We start from the raw sequence: 17,290 nt of genomic DNA on the forward strand, positions 1-17,290 counted from the left end.
CGATCCGCCGAGCCTGGAGCCGGGCGTCCGACACCGGCCGTACGCTCACGGGAACGTGCATAGCTACCGCACAGTAACTACAAAAGGTCGCAACTGGACGGGAATCGCATGCGGAAACGTCGCGTAACCCATGCTCTCCGACAACGGCTGTGCCCATCGTCCAACGCTGGGCGCAACGCGACCGCAGACCGACGGGAAGATCGAACGCTTCCACCGCACTCTCGCCGACGGGTGAGCCTACGGCCACCGCGACGAACCAACCGACCAGCGCAACGCCGCGGCTGCCCGCCTGACTCTACTTCTACAACCATCATCACGCCCAACTCCGCCATCCGAGGCCGCCCACCAATCACCCGGCTCGCTCGACGGTGATGCGTGGTCAGCGGACCAGGCCACCATTCGTTACAGGACTCCGACCGCGGCAGCGGACTCCTCGTCGGCGCGGACCTCGGTGCGACGTGCTGCCGGGGAGACGTCGCGCATGTCGTCGTGAACGCAGATGCCCTTCTCACTGTTACGAACCTGGGCAGGTGAGCTTGCGTTTCGGGATGCCGTAGGCCTCGCGCAGTTGCCGTACAAGGTTGGCGGCACGCTCGACCATCGCCGAGTGTTCGGCCCCGTCCCAGCGTTCGAGTGCGCCCTCTACGAGGTCGCACAGCTCGACGCCAATCGAGTTGGCGTTCGTGCCGTCGTGCCATCCTCCGCTGCCGCCAATGCTTTTCCGTGCGTCGCCGCCAGTCACGGCCGCAAACTCGCACCCAAGCATCGAAAACCCAGACGGGCGAACCAGCGAACACGCACGTCACAAGGGTGGGCCGGGTCGGACTTGAACCGACGGCCAAAGGATTATGAGGCATCCGGCAACCGTCGCACAGCGCCCTTACCAGCGGAAACGCTCACACGAGACGTCACGATGGGTGCAAACGAGGCACCATGGCGAACCATTTCGCACCCAAACTCGCACCCATCCGGCGACGCTGTGACCTCTAACCTCCGCCAACGTGTCTGGTTCCACCGGTTCTGCACCGCCCCGTCCCCTGAGACGACCGAAGCTGGACCGTCCGATCAATGACGGCGAGAAGTTTGAGGCGAGGGTTTCACGCCCACATCTCGGCTCTCGTGGCGGTCACCGCAGGTCGTAGACGGTGGCTCCGCCGATGGTGGTCCCCTCGAAGTTGGCCTCCACCCAGGAGCTGATCTCGCTGCCGGAGCCGCTGCGACCAGGGCCACCGCCGGGGCCACCCATGCCACCGCCCATACCGCATTCGCTCACGAAGTAGGCGATCCGTCCTTCCGACACCCACTGCTTGAACTGAGCGAGCGTCGGTGCGGGGTCGCCGCCGTTGAATCCGCCGATGGCCATCACCGGACGTCCGGAGGCGAGCTGCAGACTTCCCTGCCCTTGTGCTCCCATGGCAGCCGCGGCCCAGTCTGTGTCGGTGTCCTGTAGCGCCGCGGTGAGCTCGGCGCTGACCGTTCCCGTGCCGGGGCCTCCCTGGCCGCCCTGGCGGCCCATCGGGTCGGTGCCGTCGCCGGAGGGGTCGGACATCGGCAGTGAGCCGGTGTGCGGAACCGACGCTGTCGTCTGCGCGTAGGCGCCGGTCGCCGACAGTCCCGCCAACGCGGTTACCACGGCGACCACGACGGCGGCCTTCCGGAATCGGTGCACCCCGACCGCGATCGCCGTCGCGGCGAGGACGCCGAGGGCCAGCACGATCCACCGCAACGCGGGCAGCCAGTCCAGGGTCCACTCGAGCAGTACAAACGCCCACGTCGTCCGGCCGCGAGTGCCGCTACGACACGCCCATCTTGGGTGATGCAGAAGTGTGGATCACAAGATGTAGTATTGCTTCCGCTGGTGGTCCACGGAGTCTGCAATAGCCTTCGTGGGGCAAGAGGGAACCTGGTGCGAATCCGGGACTGCCCCGCAGCGGTGAGTGGGAACGACAGCCGTCAGAAGCACTGGACACCACAGGGGTCCGGGAAGCGATGGCCGGTAGGTCGGCACACGGTGCCGGTGCCCGCGAGTCCGAAGACCTGCCATCGGCGCGCGCACACCCGTGCGCGCTGTCCCGGGCCTCGCGGGAGGGCTGACGCGGACGACGAACAACGGCAGCGATCCGTGCTCCGATTCGTCGCACGTTCAGCTGCTCGCGAGCGCCGTCCACGACCTCGCGAGGAGAGAGTGACGTGCCTCAACGTGCCACCGCCGTGTCCCCCACCGCACCGGAATCGCCGCCGGCCGTTCGACACCGGCCACGCCACGAGCCGCCGTCCGACGGCGCCACCGGATCGGACCCGGCTCTCGCTCCCCGTCTGACGATCACCGATGCGGCCGGCGAAACCCGCCCACTCGACTGGACGCGCGTGTGCACGCTGGTCGAACAGGCGAGCTCTGGCCTGTCCGATGTGGATGCTCCGGCCGTGCTGCAGGAGCTGCGGCGCGGTCTCTACGACGGGATGACCACGGCCGAGCTCGACCAAGCCCTCGTCATGGCCGCACGCACCTTCGTCGAGCGCGCCCCCGAGTACTCGCGCGTCAGCGCGCGCCTGCTGCTGGACACGCTGCGGCGCGAAGCGCTGTCGTTCGTCGCAGGCGAACCGGCCGCGGCGGATCAGGAACAGATCCGTGGCCGCTACCCCGCCTACTTCGCGGACTACGTGCGGCGCGGCGTCGAACTCGAGGCGCTCGATCCCGAGCTGGCCACGTTCGACCTGGAACGCCTCGGCGCCGCGCTCGACGCGGATCGGGACCTCGAGTTCGACTTCCTCGGACTACAGACGCTCTACGACCGCTACCTCCTGCACCACGACGGCACCCGGTTCGAACTGCCGCAGGCGTTCTTCATGCGCGTCGCGATGGGACTCGCGCTGCGCGAGGACGACCGGGAAGCGAGGGCGGTCGAGTTCTACCTGCTGCTGTCGTCGTTCGATTTCATGTGCTCGACGCCGACACTGTTCAACGCGGGCACCACCCGTCCGCAACTCTCGTCGTGCTTCCTGACGACCGTGAACGACGACCTGGACTCGATCTTCCAGGCGTACCGCAACAACGCGCTGCTCGCGAAGTATTCGGGCGGGCTCGGCAACGACTGGACCCCGGTACGCGGCCTGGGCGCTCACATCAAGGGCACCAACGGGACCTCACAGGGCCTGGTTCCGTTCCTGAAGATCGCGGGCGACACCGCGGTCGCGGTCAACCAGGGCGGTAAACGCAAGGGTGCGGCGTGCGCCTACCTGGAGACCTGGCACATCGACATCGACGAGTTCCTGGAACTGCGCAAGAACACCGGCGACGACCGGCGGCGCACGCACGACATGAACACCGCGAACTGGGTGCCGGACGAGTTCCTGCGCCGCGTCGAGGCCGACGCCGAGTGGACGCTGTTCTCCCCTGACGAAACGCCCGACCTGCACGAGGTCTACGGAATCGAGTTCGACGAACGCTACCGCGCCTACGAGGCCGCAGCCGATCGCGGCGAGGTGGCGGTGTTCCGCCGCGTGCGCGCAGTGGAACTGTGGCGCCGGATGCTGACGATGCTCTTCGAGACCGGACATCCCTGGATCACGTTCAAGGATCCGTGCAACCTCCGCTCCCCGCAGCAACACGCCGGAGTGGTGCACTCGTCCAACCTGTGCACCGAGATCACCCTCAACACGACTGCCGACGAGGTCGCCGTCTGCAACCTCGGCTCGATCAACCTCGCCGCGCACGTCACCGCCGACGGCCTCGACCGCGCCAGGTTGGAGCACACGACCCGCACGGCGGTGCGCATGCTCGACAACGTCATCGACATCAACTTCTACACGATTCCCGAGGCCAGCCGGTCGAATCTGAAACACCGCCCGATCGGGCTCGGGCTCATGGGATACGCCGATGCGCTGTTCCGGCAACGGATCCCGATGTCCTCGCCGGAAGCGGTGACCTTCGCCGACCACAGTACGGAGCTGATCTCGTATCACGCGATCGCAGCCTCGGCCGAACTGGCGGCGGAGCGCGGCCGTTACGAGTCCTTCGAAGGATCGTTGTGGAGCCGAGGGATCCTGCCGCTCGACTCGCTGCGCCTGCTTGAGGACGCCCGTGGCGGCGACGTCCAGCTCGACCATTCGTCCACTCTGGACTGGGACACGCTGCGAGATCGCGTGCGCGAACAGGGGATGCGCAACTCGAACGTCATGGCCGTCGCGCCGACGGCGACGATCTCCAACATCTGCGGCGTCGCCCAGTCGATCGAACCGCTCTACCGGAACCTCTACGTCAAGGCGAACATGTCCGGCGACTTCACCTCGATCAACCCGTGGCTGGTCGACGACCTTCGGCAACGCGGTCTGTGGGACGAGACGATGGTGGCCGACCTGAAATACTTCGACGGCAATCTCGGTGACATCGACCGTGTCCCCGCCGAGCTCAAGGAGCTCTACGCGACCGCATTCGAGATCGACTCGTCGTGGCTGATCGCCGCCGCCGCGCGTCGGCAGAAATGGATCGACCAGGCACAGTCGCTGAATCTCTACGTCGCGGGCGCCAGCGGCCGCCAACTCGACGAGCTGTACCGGCTCGCATGGCACCGCGGGCTCAAGACCACATACTACCTGCGATCCACCGGGGCCACCCACGTCGAGAAGAGCACGCTGCGCGGCACGGACGGCAGGCTCAACGCCGTTCCGGCCGAGTTGCCGGCAGCACCGACGGGGCCTGCGGGACCGTCGTCGGCGGTGGACCCACCCGGCGCGTTTGCGGTCCCGGACGGCGCCTGCTCGGTCGACGACCCCGAGTGCGAGGCCTGCCAGTGACGGGCACGCGAGACCACAAGACACCGCACGTGACCACGGAAGCGATTCCATGACCGTCCAACCCACCTCCGCCGCGGCGATGACCGGACTCGGCGCGATCGACCGGGGCGCCGGTCGCGTCGACGTCGGCGAGAAGTCGATGATCAACGCCCGTGCCGACGTCAACCAGCTGCTGCCGATGAAGTACGGCTGGGCGTGGCAGAAGTACCTCGCCGGCTGTGCCAATCACTGGATGCCGACCGAGGTGTCGATGCAGGCCGACATGGCGCTGTGGAAGTCGCGCGACGGACTGACCGACGACGAGCGTCTGATGCTCACGCGCAACCTGGGATTCTTCGCCACGGCGGAATCACTGGTGGCCAACAACATCGTGCTCGCCGTGTACCGCCACATCACCAACCCCGAGTGCCGTCAGTACCTGCTGCGGCAGGCCTTCGAGGAGGCCGTGCACACGCACACGTTCCAGTACATCTGTGAGAGCCTCGGGCTCGACGAGGGCGAGCTGTTCAACGCCTACCGGGAGATCCCGTCGATCGCCGACAAGGACTCGTGGGCACTGCACTACACCCAGAACCTCGAGAATCCCGACTTCACGACCGGTACCCCCGAGGCCGACCAGGCGTTCCTGCGTGACCTCGTCGCCTTCTACGTGATCTTCGAAGGCATGTGGTTCTACACCGGTTTCGCGCAGATCCTGTCGCTGGGAAGGCGCAACAAGATGGTCGGCATCGCCGAGCAGTACCAGTACATCCTGCGTGACGAGTCGATCCACCTGAACTTCGGCATCGATTGCATCAACCAGATCAAGCTCGAGAACCCGCACCTGTGGAGCCCGGAGTTCCAGGAGGAAGTGCGGCAGATGCTGACCGAGGCGTGCGAGCTGGAGATCGCCTACGGCCGCGACACCATGCCCCGCGGCATCCTGGGGCTCAACGCCGAGCTGTGCGCGCAGTACATGCACTTCATCACCAACCGCCGGTGTGACCAACTGGGACTGCGACCGGTGTTCGCCGAGGTCGACAACCCGTTCCCGTGGCTGTCGGAGGCGATGGACCTGCAGAAGGAGAAGAACTTCTTCGAGACCAGAGTGATCGAGTACCAATCGGGCTCGACCCTCGACTGGGACTGACACCCGCCCGCGACCCGGGCCGGTCGCCCCGGTGTCCGGTCCGGGTCCGTCGGTGCACGCCGGACCGACGGGTCGTTGTGATCGACATCTCCGGCGCCGCCCGATGATCGGGAAAGCCGACGTCGTGCGCCGTGCCGGACCCGCGCGGGGCCCTTGCAAGTTCCCTCCGATGAGCCGTGCGGGCTTGTCATGGAGCTGACCACGACTAGCCTGATGGTGCTGGTGGTTCGTCCGTTCCCCATCACGACCCGGTCGCGTCGGGTTCGGACGAGGCAAGAGGGAACCCGGTGCGAATCCGGGACTGCCCCGCAGCGGTGAGTGGGAACGACAGCCGTCAGAAGCACTGGATGCGATCCGGGAAGCGACGGCCGGTAGGAATCCCGGCGTGCAGCGCCGGAAACGCCCGCGAGTCCGAAGACCTGCCACCGGTACGTGCGCCGCGGCGCACGTGGTCCGAGGTCTCGCGGGAGGACCTGACGGACGACCGGTTCGGTGGCGAGGTGTGCTGCTCTCCGGTCGGCGTGTCCTCCTCGAAGACCTCGGCGTCCGTATCGTCGAGCTCGCGAGGAGAGAGCCTTGACCGGCACCATCGGATCCACCGTCCTGGGATATCCCCGTATCGGGCCCAACCGGGAACTCAAACGTGCCCTGGAGAAGTACTGGTCGGCCGAGACCGACGAAGCCGATCTGCGTGACGTCGCGTGGAAACTCCGCGCCGACTCCTGGCACGCGCTGCACGACGCCGGGCTCGACTCGGTACCCGGCAACACGTTTTCCTACTACGACCAGGTCCTGGACACCGCCGTCACGGTCGGCGCGGTCCCGCGCCGCTACCGCGAGCTGGGCCTGAACCCGCTGGACACCTATTTCGCCATGGCACGCGGCGTGGAATCGACGCCGCCGCTGGAAATGACGAAGTGGTTCGACACCAACTATCACTACCTCGTTCCGGAGATCGGACCGGATACGACGTTCTCGCTGTCCGACCGGACACCGGTCGAACAGTTCCGCGAGGCCACCGAACTCGGCATCACCACGCGGCCCGTACTGGTGGGCCCGCTGACGTTTCTCCTGCTGTCCAAACCGGACGGTGAAGCGCCCGCTGCGTTCCGGCCACTGGACCGGCTCGACGATCTCGTCGACGTCTACGCCGAACTGCTCGCCGAGCTCCGGCGTGCCGGGACGGAATGGGTACAGCTCGACGAACCCGCGTTCGCGGCCGACCGCACCCAGACCGAGCTGGGCGCGCTGCGGGAAACCTACCGCCGGCTCGGCAGCCTGTCCGAGCGGCCGAAACTCCTCGTCGCGGGCTACTTCGGCGACCTCGGCGACGCACTGGACGTGCTGGCCTCCTCCCCCGTCGACGGTCTCGCGGTCGACCTCGTCACCGATCGCGCCACTGTCGACACGCTGCCGACGCTGACCGGCCTGCGGGACAAGACCCTGGTCGCCGGCCTCGTCGACGGCCGCAACGTCTGGCGCACCGACCTCGACAAGGCACTGGCCACGGCCGCGAGCCTCCTGGGCAGCGCCGACGAGCTCGCCGTCGGCACGTCCTGTTCGCTGCTGCACGTGCCCTACGACGTAGAACCGGAGGACATCGAGCCGCAGGTCAAATCGTGGCTGGCGTTCGCGGCACAGAAGGTGCGTGAAGTGGTCACGCTGGGCAGGGCATTGCGCGAAGGCCGGGACGCAGTGGCCACCGACCTCGGCGCCGCACGCGCTGCCGTCGCCGACCGCGCCACCGCGGATCGGGTACGCCACTCCGGCGTGCGATCGCGGGTGGCAGCACTGCGCCCGGAGGCCTCCCGGCGTGCCGACTATCCGGTGCGCCGGGATGCACAGGCCGCAGCGCTGGCGCTGCCCCCACTGCCCACCACGACGATCGGCTCGTTCCCGCAGACCACCGACGTCCGCAAGGCCCGTGCGCAGCTGCGCCGCGGCAGCATCGACGAGGCCGCCTACCGCCGGCGGATGCGCGAGGAGATCGAGCGGGTGATCCGCCTGCAGGAGGATCTCGGCCTGGATGTGCTCGTACACGGTGAGCCCGAGCGAGGCGACATGGTGCAGTACTTCTCCGAGTATCTGGAGGGCTTCGTCTCCACCCACCACGGCTGGGTGCAGTCCTACGGATCCCGGTGCGTGCGCCCGCCGATCCTGTTCGGCGACGTGTCCCGGCCGGAACCGATGACCGTCGACTGGACCACCTATGCCCAGGGACTCACGTCGAAGCCGGTGAAAGGAATGCTCACGGGCCCCGTCACGATCCTGGCCTGGTCGTTCGTGCGCAACGACCAGCCGCTCGGGGACACGGCCACACAGGTCGCGCTGGCAATCCGGGACGAGGTGCGCGACCTCGAAACGGCGGGGATCAGGGTGGTGCAGGTCGACGAGCCGGCCCTGCGGGAACTCCTGCCGTTGCGGGCCGCGCAGCAGCAGGAGTACCTGGACTGGGCCGTCGAGTCGTTCCGGCTCGCCACTACCGGAGTCACCGACAGCACCCAGATCCACACCCACCTGTGCTACTCGGAGTTCGGCGACGTCATCGACGCGATCGTCGCGCTCGACGCCGATGTGACGAGCATCGAGGCCGCTCGCTCGCGCATGGAGGTCCTCCGCGATCTGAGCGACGTCGGCTACGCCAAGGGCATCGGACCGGGCGTCTACGACATCCACTCCCCGCGAGTGCCCGAATCCTCCGAGATCACCGATCTGCTGCAGGCCGCGTTGGAGGCCGTGCCCGCCGAACGGCTGTGGGTCAACCCGGACTGCGGACTCAAGACCCGCGGTTACACCGAGGTCGAGCACGCGCTGCGGAACATGCTCGACGCGACCACGCGGGCACGCGCAACTCTGCGCTGACCACTGCAGCACCTGGGAGCACCTGTGTGGGGCCGCCGATCGGCGGCCCCACACCGCCGGTTGGACCGCACCCGACTTCACGTCGGACACGAGCACGGCGAGCTGCGCCGGCTCATCTCCACTCCTCGTCCGCGCCGACTTCGTGCCTTTCACGGGACTTATCCGCTCGTGGTTGCCGGCCCCGGCCCGGTCGGAGCAGCTGGCCTGATCGGGAGCTTGACCGACTGGTGTTCGCGCACCGGTCGTGTCTCATCACAGTCCTGCCGAATCTCCGCCCCTGGCCGGAATCACATCCGCTCCCACGCAAGAAGAGAACGCATGACCAGTGCGACCGATCTACGCGACGTGGTCGATGTCGTTTTCACCGGACTACCGGTGACCTGACCGCCACCGGCCGCGTGTACCGACCGGCTCCCACCCCGATGGACGACCTCGCCCACGGAAACCCCGACACGCTGGATACGAAGCCAACTAGGTGTATGAGGGCTGGACGTTGGTGACGCCGCCGCGAAGTCGAGATGCTGGCGGCCGTCCGCCGGCTCCGCTGTGCGGTCGGTGGTAGTTGTAGTGGATGTTCCAGACGGCGATCGCGGAAGAGCGGGCGTCCTCGCTATTGAACTCGCGGGCGTAGAGCAGTTCCTCGGCCAGGATTCGCTGGTAGCGCTCAACCTTGCCGTTGTGGCGCGGGGTGTACGGCTTCGTCTTCTGATGTCGCGTGCGCTGGCCGACGACCCGGGCGAAGTCACCGGAGCGGTAGCAGGCCCCCTTGTCGGTGACGACCCGGTGGATGTGTGTGATGCCGTGGGCGGCGAACCAGACCTTGGCTCGGGCGAGGAACGCTGCAGCAGTCGTTCCCTTCTCGTCGGGCAGGGGCTCGGTGTAGGAGAGTCGGGAGAATCCGTCGACGGCGGAGTGCAGGTAGGTGTAGCCGCGCTTCGCGCCAGCTGACTTGGCGCGATCGACGGTCTTGGCCTGGTCGCTGTCGCGGCCGTGGATACGCCAGCCGCCTCCATCGGGGATCCGGCCGACCTTCTTCACGTCGAGGTGGACCATGTGTCCGGGCCAACGGGCGGTGATCTTCCCGGGCTTACGGTTGTTGTCGCCGCCGGGGTCGATGAACCTCCGTCTACCCAGTCCGAGCCTGGTCAGGTGGCGGGTGACGGTGCGGCGGTTGATCGTGAATCCGAGGTCAGCGAGCTCATCGGTGATGCGTTGGGCTGACCGCTTGTGCTCGCGTCGCCAGGTCTCGATCTGCTCGATGGCCCAGGCTGGTGTGGCGTTCGGGCTCCGGTGGGGGCTCGATGAGCGGTCGCGCAGCCCGGCATCTCCGTGACGTCGCCATCGGTTGACCCACTTCGATGCGCAGGCACGCGAGATCCCCATCTCGGCGGCCACATGGGCGATGGGACGCGTCTTACATCGCTCGACCAGTCGGCGGCGTCCCTCGAGGCTGAGCGGGGCGTTGGCGTGGCTCATGCGTCCATCTCGTATGAGCGGTCCATCAGGTCGGTCATCGCCCGTTGGAAGTCGCGGCGTTTCTTGTCGCTCCAGCCTGTGGTCAGCTCAGCGAACACTTCCTCCTGCCAACGATGCGCTTGGTCCAGCATCGACCGGCCCGCAGAGGTGAGTGATGCTTCGCGTCGTCGGCCATCGGTCGCGGACGCTGCCATGACGAGGTACCCGGCTGAGGTGGCGCTCTTGATCAACCGTGACGCGCCGCTCTGGTCGATCCCGACCTCCTGCGCGATCGCGTTCACCGTTGCCGGGCTGGCGCGCAGCCTCAGCGCATGGACAGCCTCGCACACGAGCACGAGCCGCCCCTGCTCACCGCCAGTGTCTGCTGCGGCAGAGCGGCGTGACCAGTGCCTGACGAAATGGAACAGGACCTGTCCCGGGCCGAGGACTGTCACTCGGTTGCCGCCATCTCGCGGCAGGTGTAGGCCAGCTCGAGAGCGGCCTTGAGGTCTGGCAGTCTGAGAGCAGCCGTGACCTTCCCGCCGGAAGCGCGGAAGACGGTCGCTACCCGCGTGGATTCCGTGCTCTCGGGCCAGGTCGCGTCCTCCTCGACCACCATCAGTCGCTCACTGACAGGGTGCCAGGACCGCGGGACCAGCTTGATCCCCGAGCGCTCCACCCACTCGGCAAACTGCGCAGGCGTGATCGGACCCGCGCCCTTCGGACCGAGCACGACGACCGGATCGCCTACCGTACGCTCAGATCGCTGCAGGTCGCGGGCATTGACGCTCGCATGCCACTCGTTGATCGCTTCTTCAAGGTTGGGTTCCATGACCAGCAGTATCTGCGATTCGCATACATCTACGCTCGGGTGGCTGCGACATCAACCTCCTGCCCCGCAACACGTAGCTGCTCTCTTTTCGGTGGATCGAAAACAGCGAGACATCGCCGCCGTCCCTGACAAAGACTGCCCCGGTCATCACCTCCGCGACAAACGGTGGGACATCCGACCACGAAAGGGTAGTGAATGAAAACGGCACGGCTACTGTCGATCGCGGCTGCTGCTGCGATGACAGCCGGGACGTTCCTAGCAGCGTCTCCCGCGATAGCTTCCGACGCAAACCCCCGGTCGGGCACGACACTCGCATCGGAAACCAAGGATTTTGACGCTTACGTTCGGAAATCCAGCAGGACCAGCTCGAATCCCCCCAACTCCAACAACTGTGTGTCCATTGTCGGCAAAGGGGCGGCCTGCTTCGAACCGCACGGCGACTGGTTCTGGCTCAAGGACAACTACGCGGACGGGTATTCAATCCACGCAAAGGCCAACACATCCGTCATGCAGGCGTCATGGCGCTGCTCACCGACATACGGGTCAGAAGCCGATTGGCAAAAGTGCACGTTCCACGATGTCATGCCGGAAGGCACTCCGCTGGCATTTGAAATGCAAGTAAGAAACGGCGATGAGGTGCTGGCGTTTAGTGAATACCTGTACATCAGTAGCTGAGTCGGGTCGGCAACGTTTATTACCGGGGGTGTTCCCTGCACCGCGTAGAGGCCTCGGCCGCCATGTCAGGCTCACGCCCTCCACGGCGGAGGGTGTGAGGCTCTCCCCGTCGCCTGCCCCAGCCGACAGGCGCACCGAAGCGAAGCGCTCAGTAGCCCCAGTCAGCGCGCCCCGATCGGCCCCCGCATCCTCCACTGAGGGTGCGGGGGCCGTTTTCGTATCACCTGCCCGGCTGAATCGCGGCGGACATGCGCACCAAAGCGGCGCGGTCGACGTCGGAGGCGCATGGTGCGTATCTATCCGCATCGAACGCAAGCTCGACGAGATCAGGAAGGGCGGCAACGATGCCTGAGAAGCGCGAGCCGATCGTCGAGGCCAAGGTCAAGGTATCCGCGCTCGCGGCGACGGCTGCCGGCCTCGTGTTGTCGCTCGTCTCGCACGTCGTCGGCGAGGTGCCCGACGTGCTCGCCGGCACGATCGAAACCGCGGTGACCGGGCTCGTCACCGGAGGAGTTACGTTCGCCGGTGGATGGCTCGCCCGACACACCCCGCGTGAGCTGCTTGAGGTCGAGGTCGATAGTTGAACCATTTCCCCGGGCGGGGGATCAGCATTTCGGGGTAGGTGGGTCCCGCCTCGGTTCACGGAACCCGCCTGCCCCTTGCCATGTGTCCCACACGATCCACGATGAGGCCGCGACGACAAGAGGGGCCGGGCTGATCGGCATACCGATCAACAGCGAGGTCACGGCCCGTTTTACGGCCGCTGGATCGCCGGCTGCGCCGGGATGTCCAGGTCTGCCCATGTGGTGACCGTGCCGCCAGTCCCCTCGACGCCCCAGTCGATGGCGAGTTGTTCGATGATGGTCCGCACTAACGCCCGTATGTTGTCGGATTCACCGGCAGTCGGCGTCCTCGTATCTAGCGGGGTCGTTTCGATCTGCAGGTAGTGCCCACGAGCGATGCTGCGTATGCGCAGGACGACCTGCGCACTGTCATGGGACCGGAGGACCTCGGTGATGAGGGCGTCGGTGACCAACACGGCATCGGGGACGACATCTTTCGGCAGATCGGTCAGACAGGCGCGAACGAATTGCCGGGTCACCGCCAGCTCCCGGGCGCCACCGGTCACCGTGGTGCTGTAGCTGTCGACTACGCGATCATGGGACTCCCCGTCAGAATTGGCGGCTGGGTCATCGTCGCGGCTCATACAGGCCGTCCCTCTCTGAGCAAGCGCTCGTGCCGGCCTTGTTTTGATCATGAATTTTCTGACTACCCACACCCAATCGAGTGATAAACACGACCTGCGGCACGGTCAGCGCTGGCCAACCGCGGGTAAGGCACCGGCACCAGGCGGTCGTGCGACAGAGGCCTGCGGGTGGGCCCCTGGCGTTCTACGGGGAGGTGGAACGCCAGGGGCGCCGAACAGGGTGCCACAGCACGCAGCGCAACGAGCCCCCGCGCTCATGTCTGTAACGCGGCACGCTGGTTATGAGATGTGCTATGTACCCGAACGGGAGCCCTGGCGTTCGTAAGAGGGAGGGGCGCCAGGGGCGCCAAACAGGGTAGGCACGGCCCGCAGTGGCGACGCGGTATTGAAGTCCGGCATCGCCGTGACGTCGCCATCGGTTGACCCACTTCGACGCGCACGCACGCGATATGCCCATCTCGGCGGCCACGTGTGCGATCGGCCGGTTCTTGCATCGCTCGACCAAACGTCGTCGTCCTTCAAGGCTAAGCGGCGCGTTCGCATGGGTCATGTCCTGACCTCGCCGGAGTGGTTTGCCAGCACGCAAATCACGGTGGTCTCCTGCTCTGTTCAGATGTCTTCGGCCGCGGCAGATACGAGGGACTGGTCTGATTCCGTTTCCGATGCGTCATCGGGTGCGCCGCGGCGCAAGTGCGGACTGGCCAGGGCTGGCAGGATTGCGGCGATGGCGAGGACCGCCAGGCCGACGCCGAGGATGACCGGGGCGCGCAGGCCGTAGGTCGGAATGAGCGCCGAGCCGACGACGGAGCCGATGATGACCCCGAGGGTGATGAACGACACGTGGATGGTGTTCACCAGCGGCGCGATGCTCCCTGCACGCTGGATACGCACCACCATCGCAGGATTCATGGTGACGCCGACCAGGCCGATGCCGATCATGAACGCCAGTGCCAGCGACGGAACGTCGGTGAAGAACGCGAAGCCGGTGAGGAAAAGGGTGTTCAGGCCGGTGCCGACCAGGAGGGTCGAGATGGTGTGCCGGTCGGCCAGGCGTCCGACGACGACGTTGCCCAGCAGGGTCGCTGCGCCGTAGACGAGCAGGAGCACGGGCACGATGCTCTCGGAGAAGCCGGCGATCTTGGTGAGGATCGGGGTGAAGAAGCTGAACGCGGAGAACGTCGCGCCGATGATCAGCGTGCTGGAGGTCAACGCGAGCAGGAACTGGGGCCGGCGTAGCACCCCGAGTTCCGAGCCCGTCGCCGCGGAGGCGTCCACGCCTTCCCTTGCCTGCGGGGTGGGGGGCGCACTATGGCGAGGGTCAGGACTGCGGCGAGCAGTGTGATCGCGGAGATCGCCCAAAACGCGGACTGCCAGCCGAACCTGCCGCCGACGAAGGTCGCGAAGGGCAGGCCGAGCAGGGTGCCCAGCATTAGCCCGTTCATCACCACGGCGACGGCGCGTCCGCGCACCCGTTCGTCGACCAATTGGGCGCCCATCGAGACCGCGATGCCGAAGAAGGCCTGGGAAGCGGCTCCGCTGATGATGCGGGCGAGGACCATCATCGGATACCCGGAGGCGAGGGCGGCGATGACGTTGCCGACGAGGAAGATCGCGAAGACGATCATGAGCGCGGTCTTCGGCGGGACCTTGAGCAAGGCGAAAGTGAGCGGCGGGCCTCCGACGGCCATTGCGACGGCGAAGATCGTCACGAGGTAGCCGATCTGCGGGATCCCCGTGCCGAGGCCTTCCGCAAGTTGGGGCATGAGGCCTGCGACGGTGAACTCGCTGGTCACCATCGCGAAAACCCCGGCGGCGAGGACGTGCACCGCGGGTGGGACGGTCGTCGCCTTCTTGGCTGGTGCTGTGCTCAAGGGAGAGCCTTTCTGTACTTGAGTATCCAAAATGTGGGCATGAAGAAGCGCGCCGCCGGGTAGCGGCGCTGTCAGTTCAGGAGGGAGCTCATTCCGGCAAGGGCGATCCGGCGGAGCGCCTCTGCGTCAATGCCGGTCTGCGCGGTCACTCGCAGGCCCGAGATAACAGTGTTGACGAGCGCGGCCCCGTCGTCGGGCTCGACGCCTTCAGGGATCGACCCGTCGATCCGTCCAGCCCGGATCGCACTGGACAGGAAGGAGAGCCTCTCGCGCAGGTCGCGGTCGAGGATCTGGGCCACTCGTTCGTCCCGCTCGCGCAGGTCGGGGCTCATGAAACTCTGCACGACCATGCAGCCGGCTGCGTGGCCTCGGCTCGACGCCTGCAGCTCCTCGTCCACGATGACGTCGATCAGGGCGCGAAGCCTCTCCGCGCCCGGGAGTGCGTCGTCGGCGAGGATCGATGCTTGACGCGCTCCGGTTGTCGCGACGTAGCGCTCCAGCGCGCGCACGAACAGCTCGTCCTTGGAGACGAAGGCGTTGTAGAGGCTGCTGCGGCGCACGCCGGCTGCCTCGCAGAGCTGCTCGGTCGAGGTCTCGGCGAAGCCGTGCACGCGGAACTCGCGCGCCGTGGCGTCGAGCACTGCGGTCTCGTCGAACATGCGCGGTCGTGCCATGAGGGAAACCCTACACCATTTTGGATCTCAGAATCCATAATCACTTCGAAGCCCGACCCGTTCCACGGACCGCCATCAACCTTGTGCCCCGCAACAACTAGGGACCACCGGCATCAGCCGAGGACACCGCCCACGCCGAGATCACCGCCAACCGTCCCCGGCACATCAGCGGCCCGCCACGGCCACAGCCGTGGTGGGCCCGAGTCCTGCCCATGTCCTGACGCCCGCGACGCGGGCAGACCGTTGACCGAACGCCGCACGGCTCCGCCCGGTCACGGGCGCCGTCGATCTGGCAACCAGATATGCCCAGGCCACCGGCACTGTGCTGCGGTTCTGCCAGTCAGCCGAGGCCACCATCCGCCCGGCGCACGTGCCCTGGCCGCGCGGAATCTTGCCAGGCCTGCCAGGTACACCACTACTGCTGGTAATGCTTCAGGTTCAAGGGTGGGTTGAGTTTTGCTAAATCAGAGGTCAACTCTGCCAAGGTTGTGTTGCTGGCTCGATAGAGCGACAAGCCCAACGTGCCCAGAGACTCACCGAGAGCGTAGCCAGCCTCGCCGAGGTCTTTCACGAGCGATACGGGGTTTACCGGGCCCTTTTTGCCCGCGCCCCTGAGAGCAAGAGCAATATCCAGCGCGATATCGGCCACTGATAGCAACCCATCGGCAATTTTCTGACCGTCAGCCTGCAACTTGTGAGCGATCTCGTTGAGCCTCGCCGCCGAGCGGTCAAAGAGGGCGCCGTGCTTATGAAGCTCGCGCCACCAGTTCGCCAATATCCATTGGCAGAAATCGTCGGCCGCGTCTCCGGCCCAGTATTCGCCGAGCAGTGCGTCGGCTCCCGAGTACATGACATTGCTGAGCTCGTTGACGGCTTTGGCCGCGCCTTGGTGCAGGTCCGCCACGTACCACAGCACGCCCCAATCACCGATCAGCGGCTTGACGATCTCCTCACTGGGGCTGAACCCGCAGAAGTACTCGACGACTGCCTCGACCTTGCTAAACCAGCCTCCACCAGCCTTGTCGAGTGCCTGCTTCGCCGACTCCAGAGTGGGTTTGAAGGCCATCTCCGGGATGACCGTGCCTGCCAGGTCCTCCGTGAGATAGTCGTCCACGTTATAGTCGGTGCCCCAGGACTCATTTGCCGAGCCTCGGGTGATGGCATCCGCGGTTGCCTCGGCCCCTTCAGATGGATCAGCCTTCCTGAGTTCCGCCTCCGCCTCGAGATCCTTCCCCTCGTAGTCGTTAGCGGCACCCACCAGACGCTCGTCCGTTGCCTCCAGGCTCTCGCTCATCACCTTGCAAGCCGAAATGTGGGCGCCCATGAGTGCATCGCACTGGTCTTGCAACGCGACTAGCGCCGGCGCAAGCACGCCGACGCCGCCGATGATCTGGTTCTTGACGTCGGCTGTCTCGAGAGCCGAGGTGTACTTGTCTCCGATACCTTTCCCGAGGGCGGTGTAACCGGTGCCAAGCTCGCCCACCTGGCCGCCGAAACCGCGCAGATCCGGCACTGACACGTGGAATCCCGTCATCGCCAACGACTCCCTTGTGTGGTGGCGTTGTCCTGTGCTCGGTTGATCGCTGCCACCATGTAGCGGGCGATGCTGTCAGCGCGCATGGTCCGCATCGCAGATTCGTTCAGGTCGACCCCGACCAGCGCACCGCTGTCGTGGACGCCTACCTGACCGAGCCGGCCTTCGATGGGCTCGGTCACGGCGTACTGCTCCGCCCTTTGGCTGCCCAACTCGAAAATGCCGCTCCCATCCTGGAGCCAGTTCGTGTACCGCCT

General features: G+C 66.3%; 14 protein-coding genes, 3 pseudogenes and 2 riboswitches. Of the genes and pseudogenes, 6 read left to right on the forward strand and 11 right to left on the reverse strand.

Annotation, left to right across the window (positions count from 1 at the left end; translation table 11 throughout):
• Positions 1–130: 130 nt before the first annotated feature.
• Positions 131–372: pseudogene (locus FB384_RS20705) on the forward strand (integrase core domain-containing protein); the annotation flags it as partial.
• A gap of 142 nt (positions 373–514) precedes the next feature.
• Here the strand turns inward: FB384_RS20705 and FB384_RS20710 are convergent.
• A complete protein-coding gene (locus FB384_RS20710) occupies positions 515–742 on the reverse strand; it encodes a peptidoglycan recognition protein family protein (RefSeq protein WP_183786484.1) in 228 nt (75 codons plus the stop codon).
• A gap of 384 nt (positions 743–1,126) precedes the next feature.
• Positions 1,127–1,726, reverse strand: a complete 600-nt coding sequence (locus tag FB384_RS20715; RefSeq protein ID WP_183786485.1) for a mannosyltransferase YkcB-related protein — start codon at positions 1,724–1,726, stop codon at positions 1,127–1,129.
• Between the two features lie 116 nt (positions 1,727–1,842).
• A riboswitch (cobalamin riboswitch) is annotated at positions 1,843–2,059 on the forward strand.
• Positions 2,060–2,316: 257 nt separating this feature from the next.
• Here FB384_RS20715 and FB384_RS20720 point away from each other — a divergent pair.
• The 3 genes from FB384_RS20720 (at position 2,317) to metE (ending at position 8,785) form a co-directional block, all read left to right on the forward strand.
• Positions 2,317–4,794, forward strand: coding sequence for a ribonucleoside-diphosphate reductase subunit alpha (locus FB384_RS20720; RefSeq protein WP_183786594.1), 2,478 nt, complete (start codon positions 2,317–2,319; stop codon positions 4,792–4,794).
• Between the two features lie 49 nt (positions 4,795–4,843).
• On the forward strand, positions 4,844–5,923 hold the full coding sequence (locus FB384_RS20725; protein WP_183786486.1) for a ribonucleotide-diphosphate reductase subunit beta: 1,080 nt from the start codon (positions 4,844–4,846) through the stop codon (positions 5,921–5,923).
• A gap of 216 nt (positions 5,924–6,139) precedes the next feature.
• A riboswitch (cobalamin riboswitch) is annotated at positions 6,140–6,355 on the forward strand.
• Positions 6,356–6,499: 144 nt separating this feature from the next.
• Positions 6,500–8,785, forward strand: a complete 2,286-nt coding sequence (gene metE, locus FB384_RS20730) for a 5-methyltetrahydropteroyltriglutamate--homocysteine S-methyltransferase (protein ID WP_183786487.1) — start codon at positions 6,500–6,502, stop codon at positions 8,783–8,785.
• A 471-nt stretch (positions 8,786–9,256) separates the two neighbouring features.
• Here metE and FB384_RS20735 read toward each other — a convergent pair whose 3' ends face one another.
• The 3 genes from FB384_RS20735 to FB384_RS20745 are packed head-to-tail and all read right to left on the reverse strand — an operon-like array spanning position 9,257 to position 11,072.
• Positions 9,257–10,261 (reverse strand): IS481 family transposase, encoded by a 1,005-nt coding sequence (locus tag FB384_RS20735; RefSeq protein ID WP_183786488.1) that lies wholly within the window; start codon positions 10,259–10,261, stop codon positions 9,257–9,259.
• Positions 10,258–10,695 (reverse strand): MarR family winged helix-turn-helix transcriptional regulator, encoded by a 438-nt coding sequence (locus FB384_RS20740; protein ID WP_183786489.1) that lies wholly within the window; start codon positions 10,693–10,695, stop codon positions 10,258–10,260. The genes FB384_RS20735 and FB384_RS20740 overlap by 4 nt, the downstream gene beginning before the upstream one ends.
• Positions 10,692–11,072: a hypothetical protein gene (locus tag FB384_RS20745; RefSeq protein ID WP_183786490.1), complete on the reverse strand. Its 381-nt coding sequence runs from the start codon at positions 11,070–11,072 to the stop codon at positions 10,692–10,694. Before FB384_RS20745 ends, FB384_RS20740 begins: the two co-directional genes overlap by 4 nt.
• Before the next feature lie 195 nt (positions 11,073–11,267).
• Between FB384_RS20745 and FB384_RS20750 the strand changes: the two genes are divergently transcribed.
• Together FB384_RS20750 and FB384_RS20755 are read left to right on the forward strand one after the other, a co-directional pair.
• The gene (locus FB384_RS20750) at positions 11,268–11,747 is read left to right on the forward strand and encodes a hypothetical protein (RefSeq protein ID WP_183786491.1); all 480 of its coding nucleotides are present in this window, start codon (positions 11,268–11,270) and stop codon (positions 11,745–11,747) included.
• 344 nt (positions 11,748–12,091) lie between these two features.
• On the forward strand, positions 12,092–12,331 hold the full coding sequence (locus FB384_RS20755) for a hypothetical protein (protein ID WP_183786492.1): 240 nt from the start codon (positions 12,092–12,094) through the stop codon (positions 12,329–12,331).
• A 170-nt stretch (positions 12,332–12,501) separates the two neighbouring features.
• Here FB384_RS20755 and FB384_RS20760 read toward each other — a convergent pair whose 3' ends face one another.
• From FB384_RS20760 to FB384_RS26930, 6 genes and pseudogenes are all read right to left on the reverse strand, one after another.
• Positions 12,502–12,954, reverse strand: coding sequence for a hypothetical protein (locus FB384_RS20760; protein WP_183786493.1), 453 nt, complete (start codon positions 12,952–12,954; stop codon positions 12,502–12,504).
• 379 nt (positions 12,955–13,333) lie between these two features.
• Positions 13,334–13,504, reverse strand: a pseudogene (locus FB384_RS20765) (helix-turn-helix domain-containing protein); the annotation flags it as partial.
• A 59-nt stretch (positions 13,505–13,563) separates the two neighbouring features.
• Positions 13,564–14,750: pseudogene (locus tag FB384_RS27370) on the reverse strand (MFS transporter).
• Positions 14,751–14,896: 146 nt separating this feature from the next.
• Positions 14,897–15,499, reverse strand: coding sequence for a TetR/AcrR family transcriptional regulator (locus FB384_RS20775; RefSeq protein ID WP_183786494.1), 603 nt, complete (start codon positions 15,497–15,499; stop codon positions 14,897–14,899).
• Between the two features lie 415 nt (positions 15,500–15,914).
• Complete coding sequence (locus FB384_RS20780; RefSeq protein ID WP_183786495.1) at positions 15,915–17,033, reverse strand: hypothetical protein; 1,119 nt, start codon at positions 17,031–17,033, stop codon at positions 15,915–15,917.
• The gene (locus tag FB384_RS26930; protein WP_228726549.1) at positions 17,030–17,215 is read right to left on the reverse strand and encodes a hypothetical protein; all 186 of its coding nucleotides are present in this window, start codon (positions 17,213–17,215) and stop codon (positions 17,030–17,032) included. Before FB384_RS26930 ends, FB384_RS20780 begins: the two co-directional genes overlap by 4 nt.
• Positions 17,216–17,290 lie beyond the last annotated feature (75 nt).

The organism is Prauserella sediminis (genome assembly GCF_014195435.1).
Taxonomy (GTDB): Bacteria; Actinomycetota; Actinomycetes; order Mycobacteriales; family Pseudonocardiaceae; genus Prauserella; species Prauserella salsuginis.

Excerpts from the sequence above, each read along its gene's own strand:
- FB384_RS20725 (WP_183786486.1), top strand. The coding sequence starts at position 4,844 with ATGACCGTCCAACCCACCTCCGCCGCGGCGATGACCGGACTCGGCGCG.
- FB384_RS20735 (WP_183786488.1), bottom strand. The coding sequence starts at position 10,261 with ATGAGCCACGCCAACGCCCCGCTCAGCCTCGAGGGACGCCGCCGACTG.
- FB384_RS20745 (WP_183786490.1), bottom strand. The coding sequence starts at position 11,072 with ATGGAACCCAACCTTGAAGAAGCGATCAACGAGTGGCATGCGAGCGTC.
- FB384_RS20750 (WP_183786491.1), top strand. The coding sequence starts at position 11,268 with ATGAAAACGGCACGGCTACTGTCGATCGCGGCTGCTGCTGCGATGACA.
- FB384_RS20755 (WP_183786492.1), top strand. The coding sequence starts at position 12,092 with ATGCCTGAGAAGCGCGAGCCGATCGTCGAGGCCAAGGTCAAGGTATCC.
- FB384_RS20760 (WP_183786493.1), bottom strand. The coding sequence starts at position 12,954 with ATGAGCCGCGACGATGACCCAGCCGCCAATTCTGACGGGGAGTCCCAT.
- FB384_RS20775 (WP_183786494.1), bottom strand. The coding sequence starts at position 15,499 with ATGGCACGACCGCGCATGTTCGACGAGACCGCAGTGCTCGACGCCACG.
- FB384_RS20780 (WP_183786495.1), bottom strand. The coding sequence starts at position 17,033 with ATGACGGGATTCCACGTGTCAGTGCCGGATCTGCGCGGTTTCGGCGGC.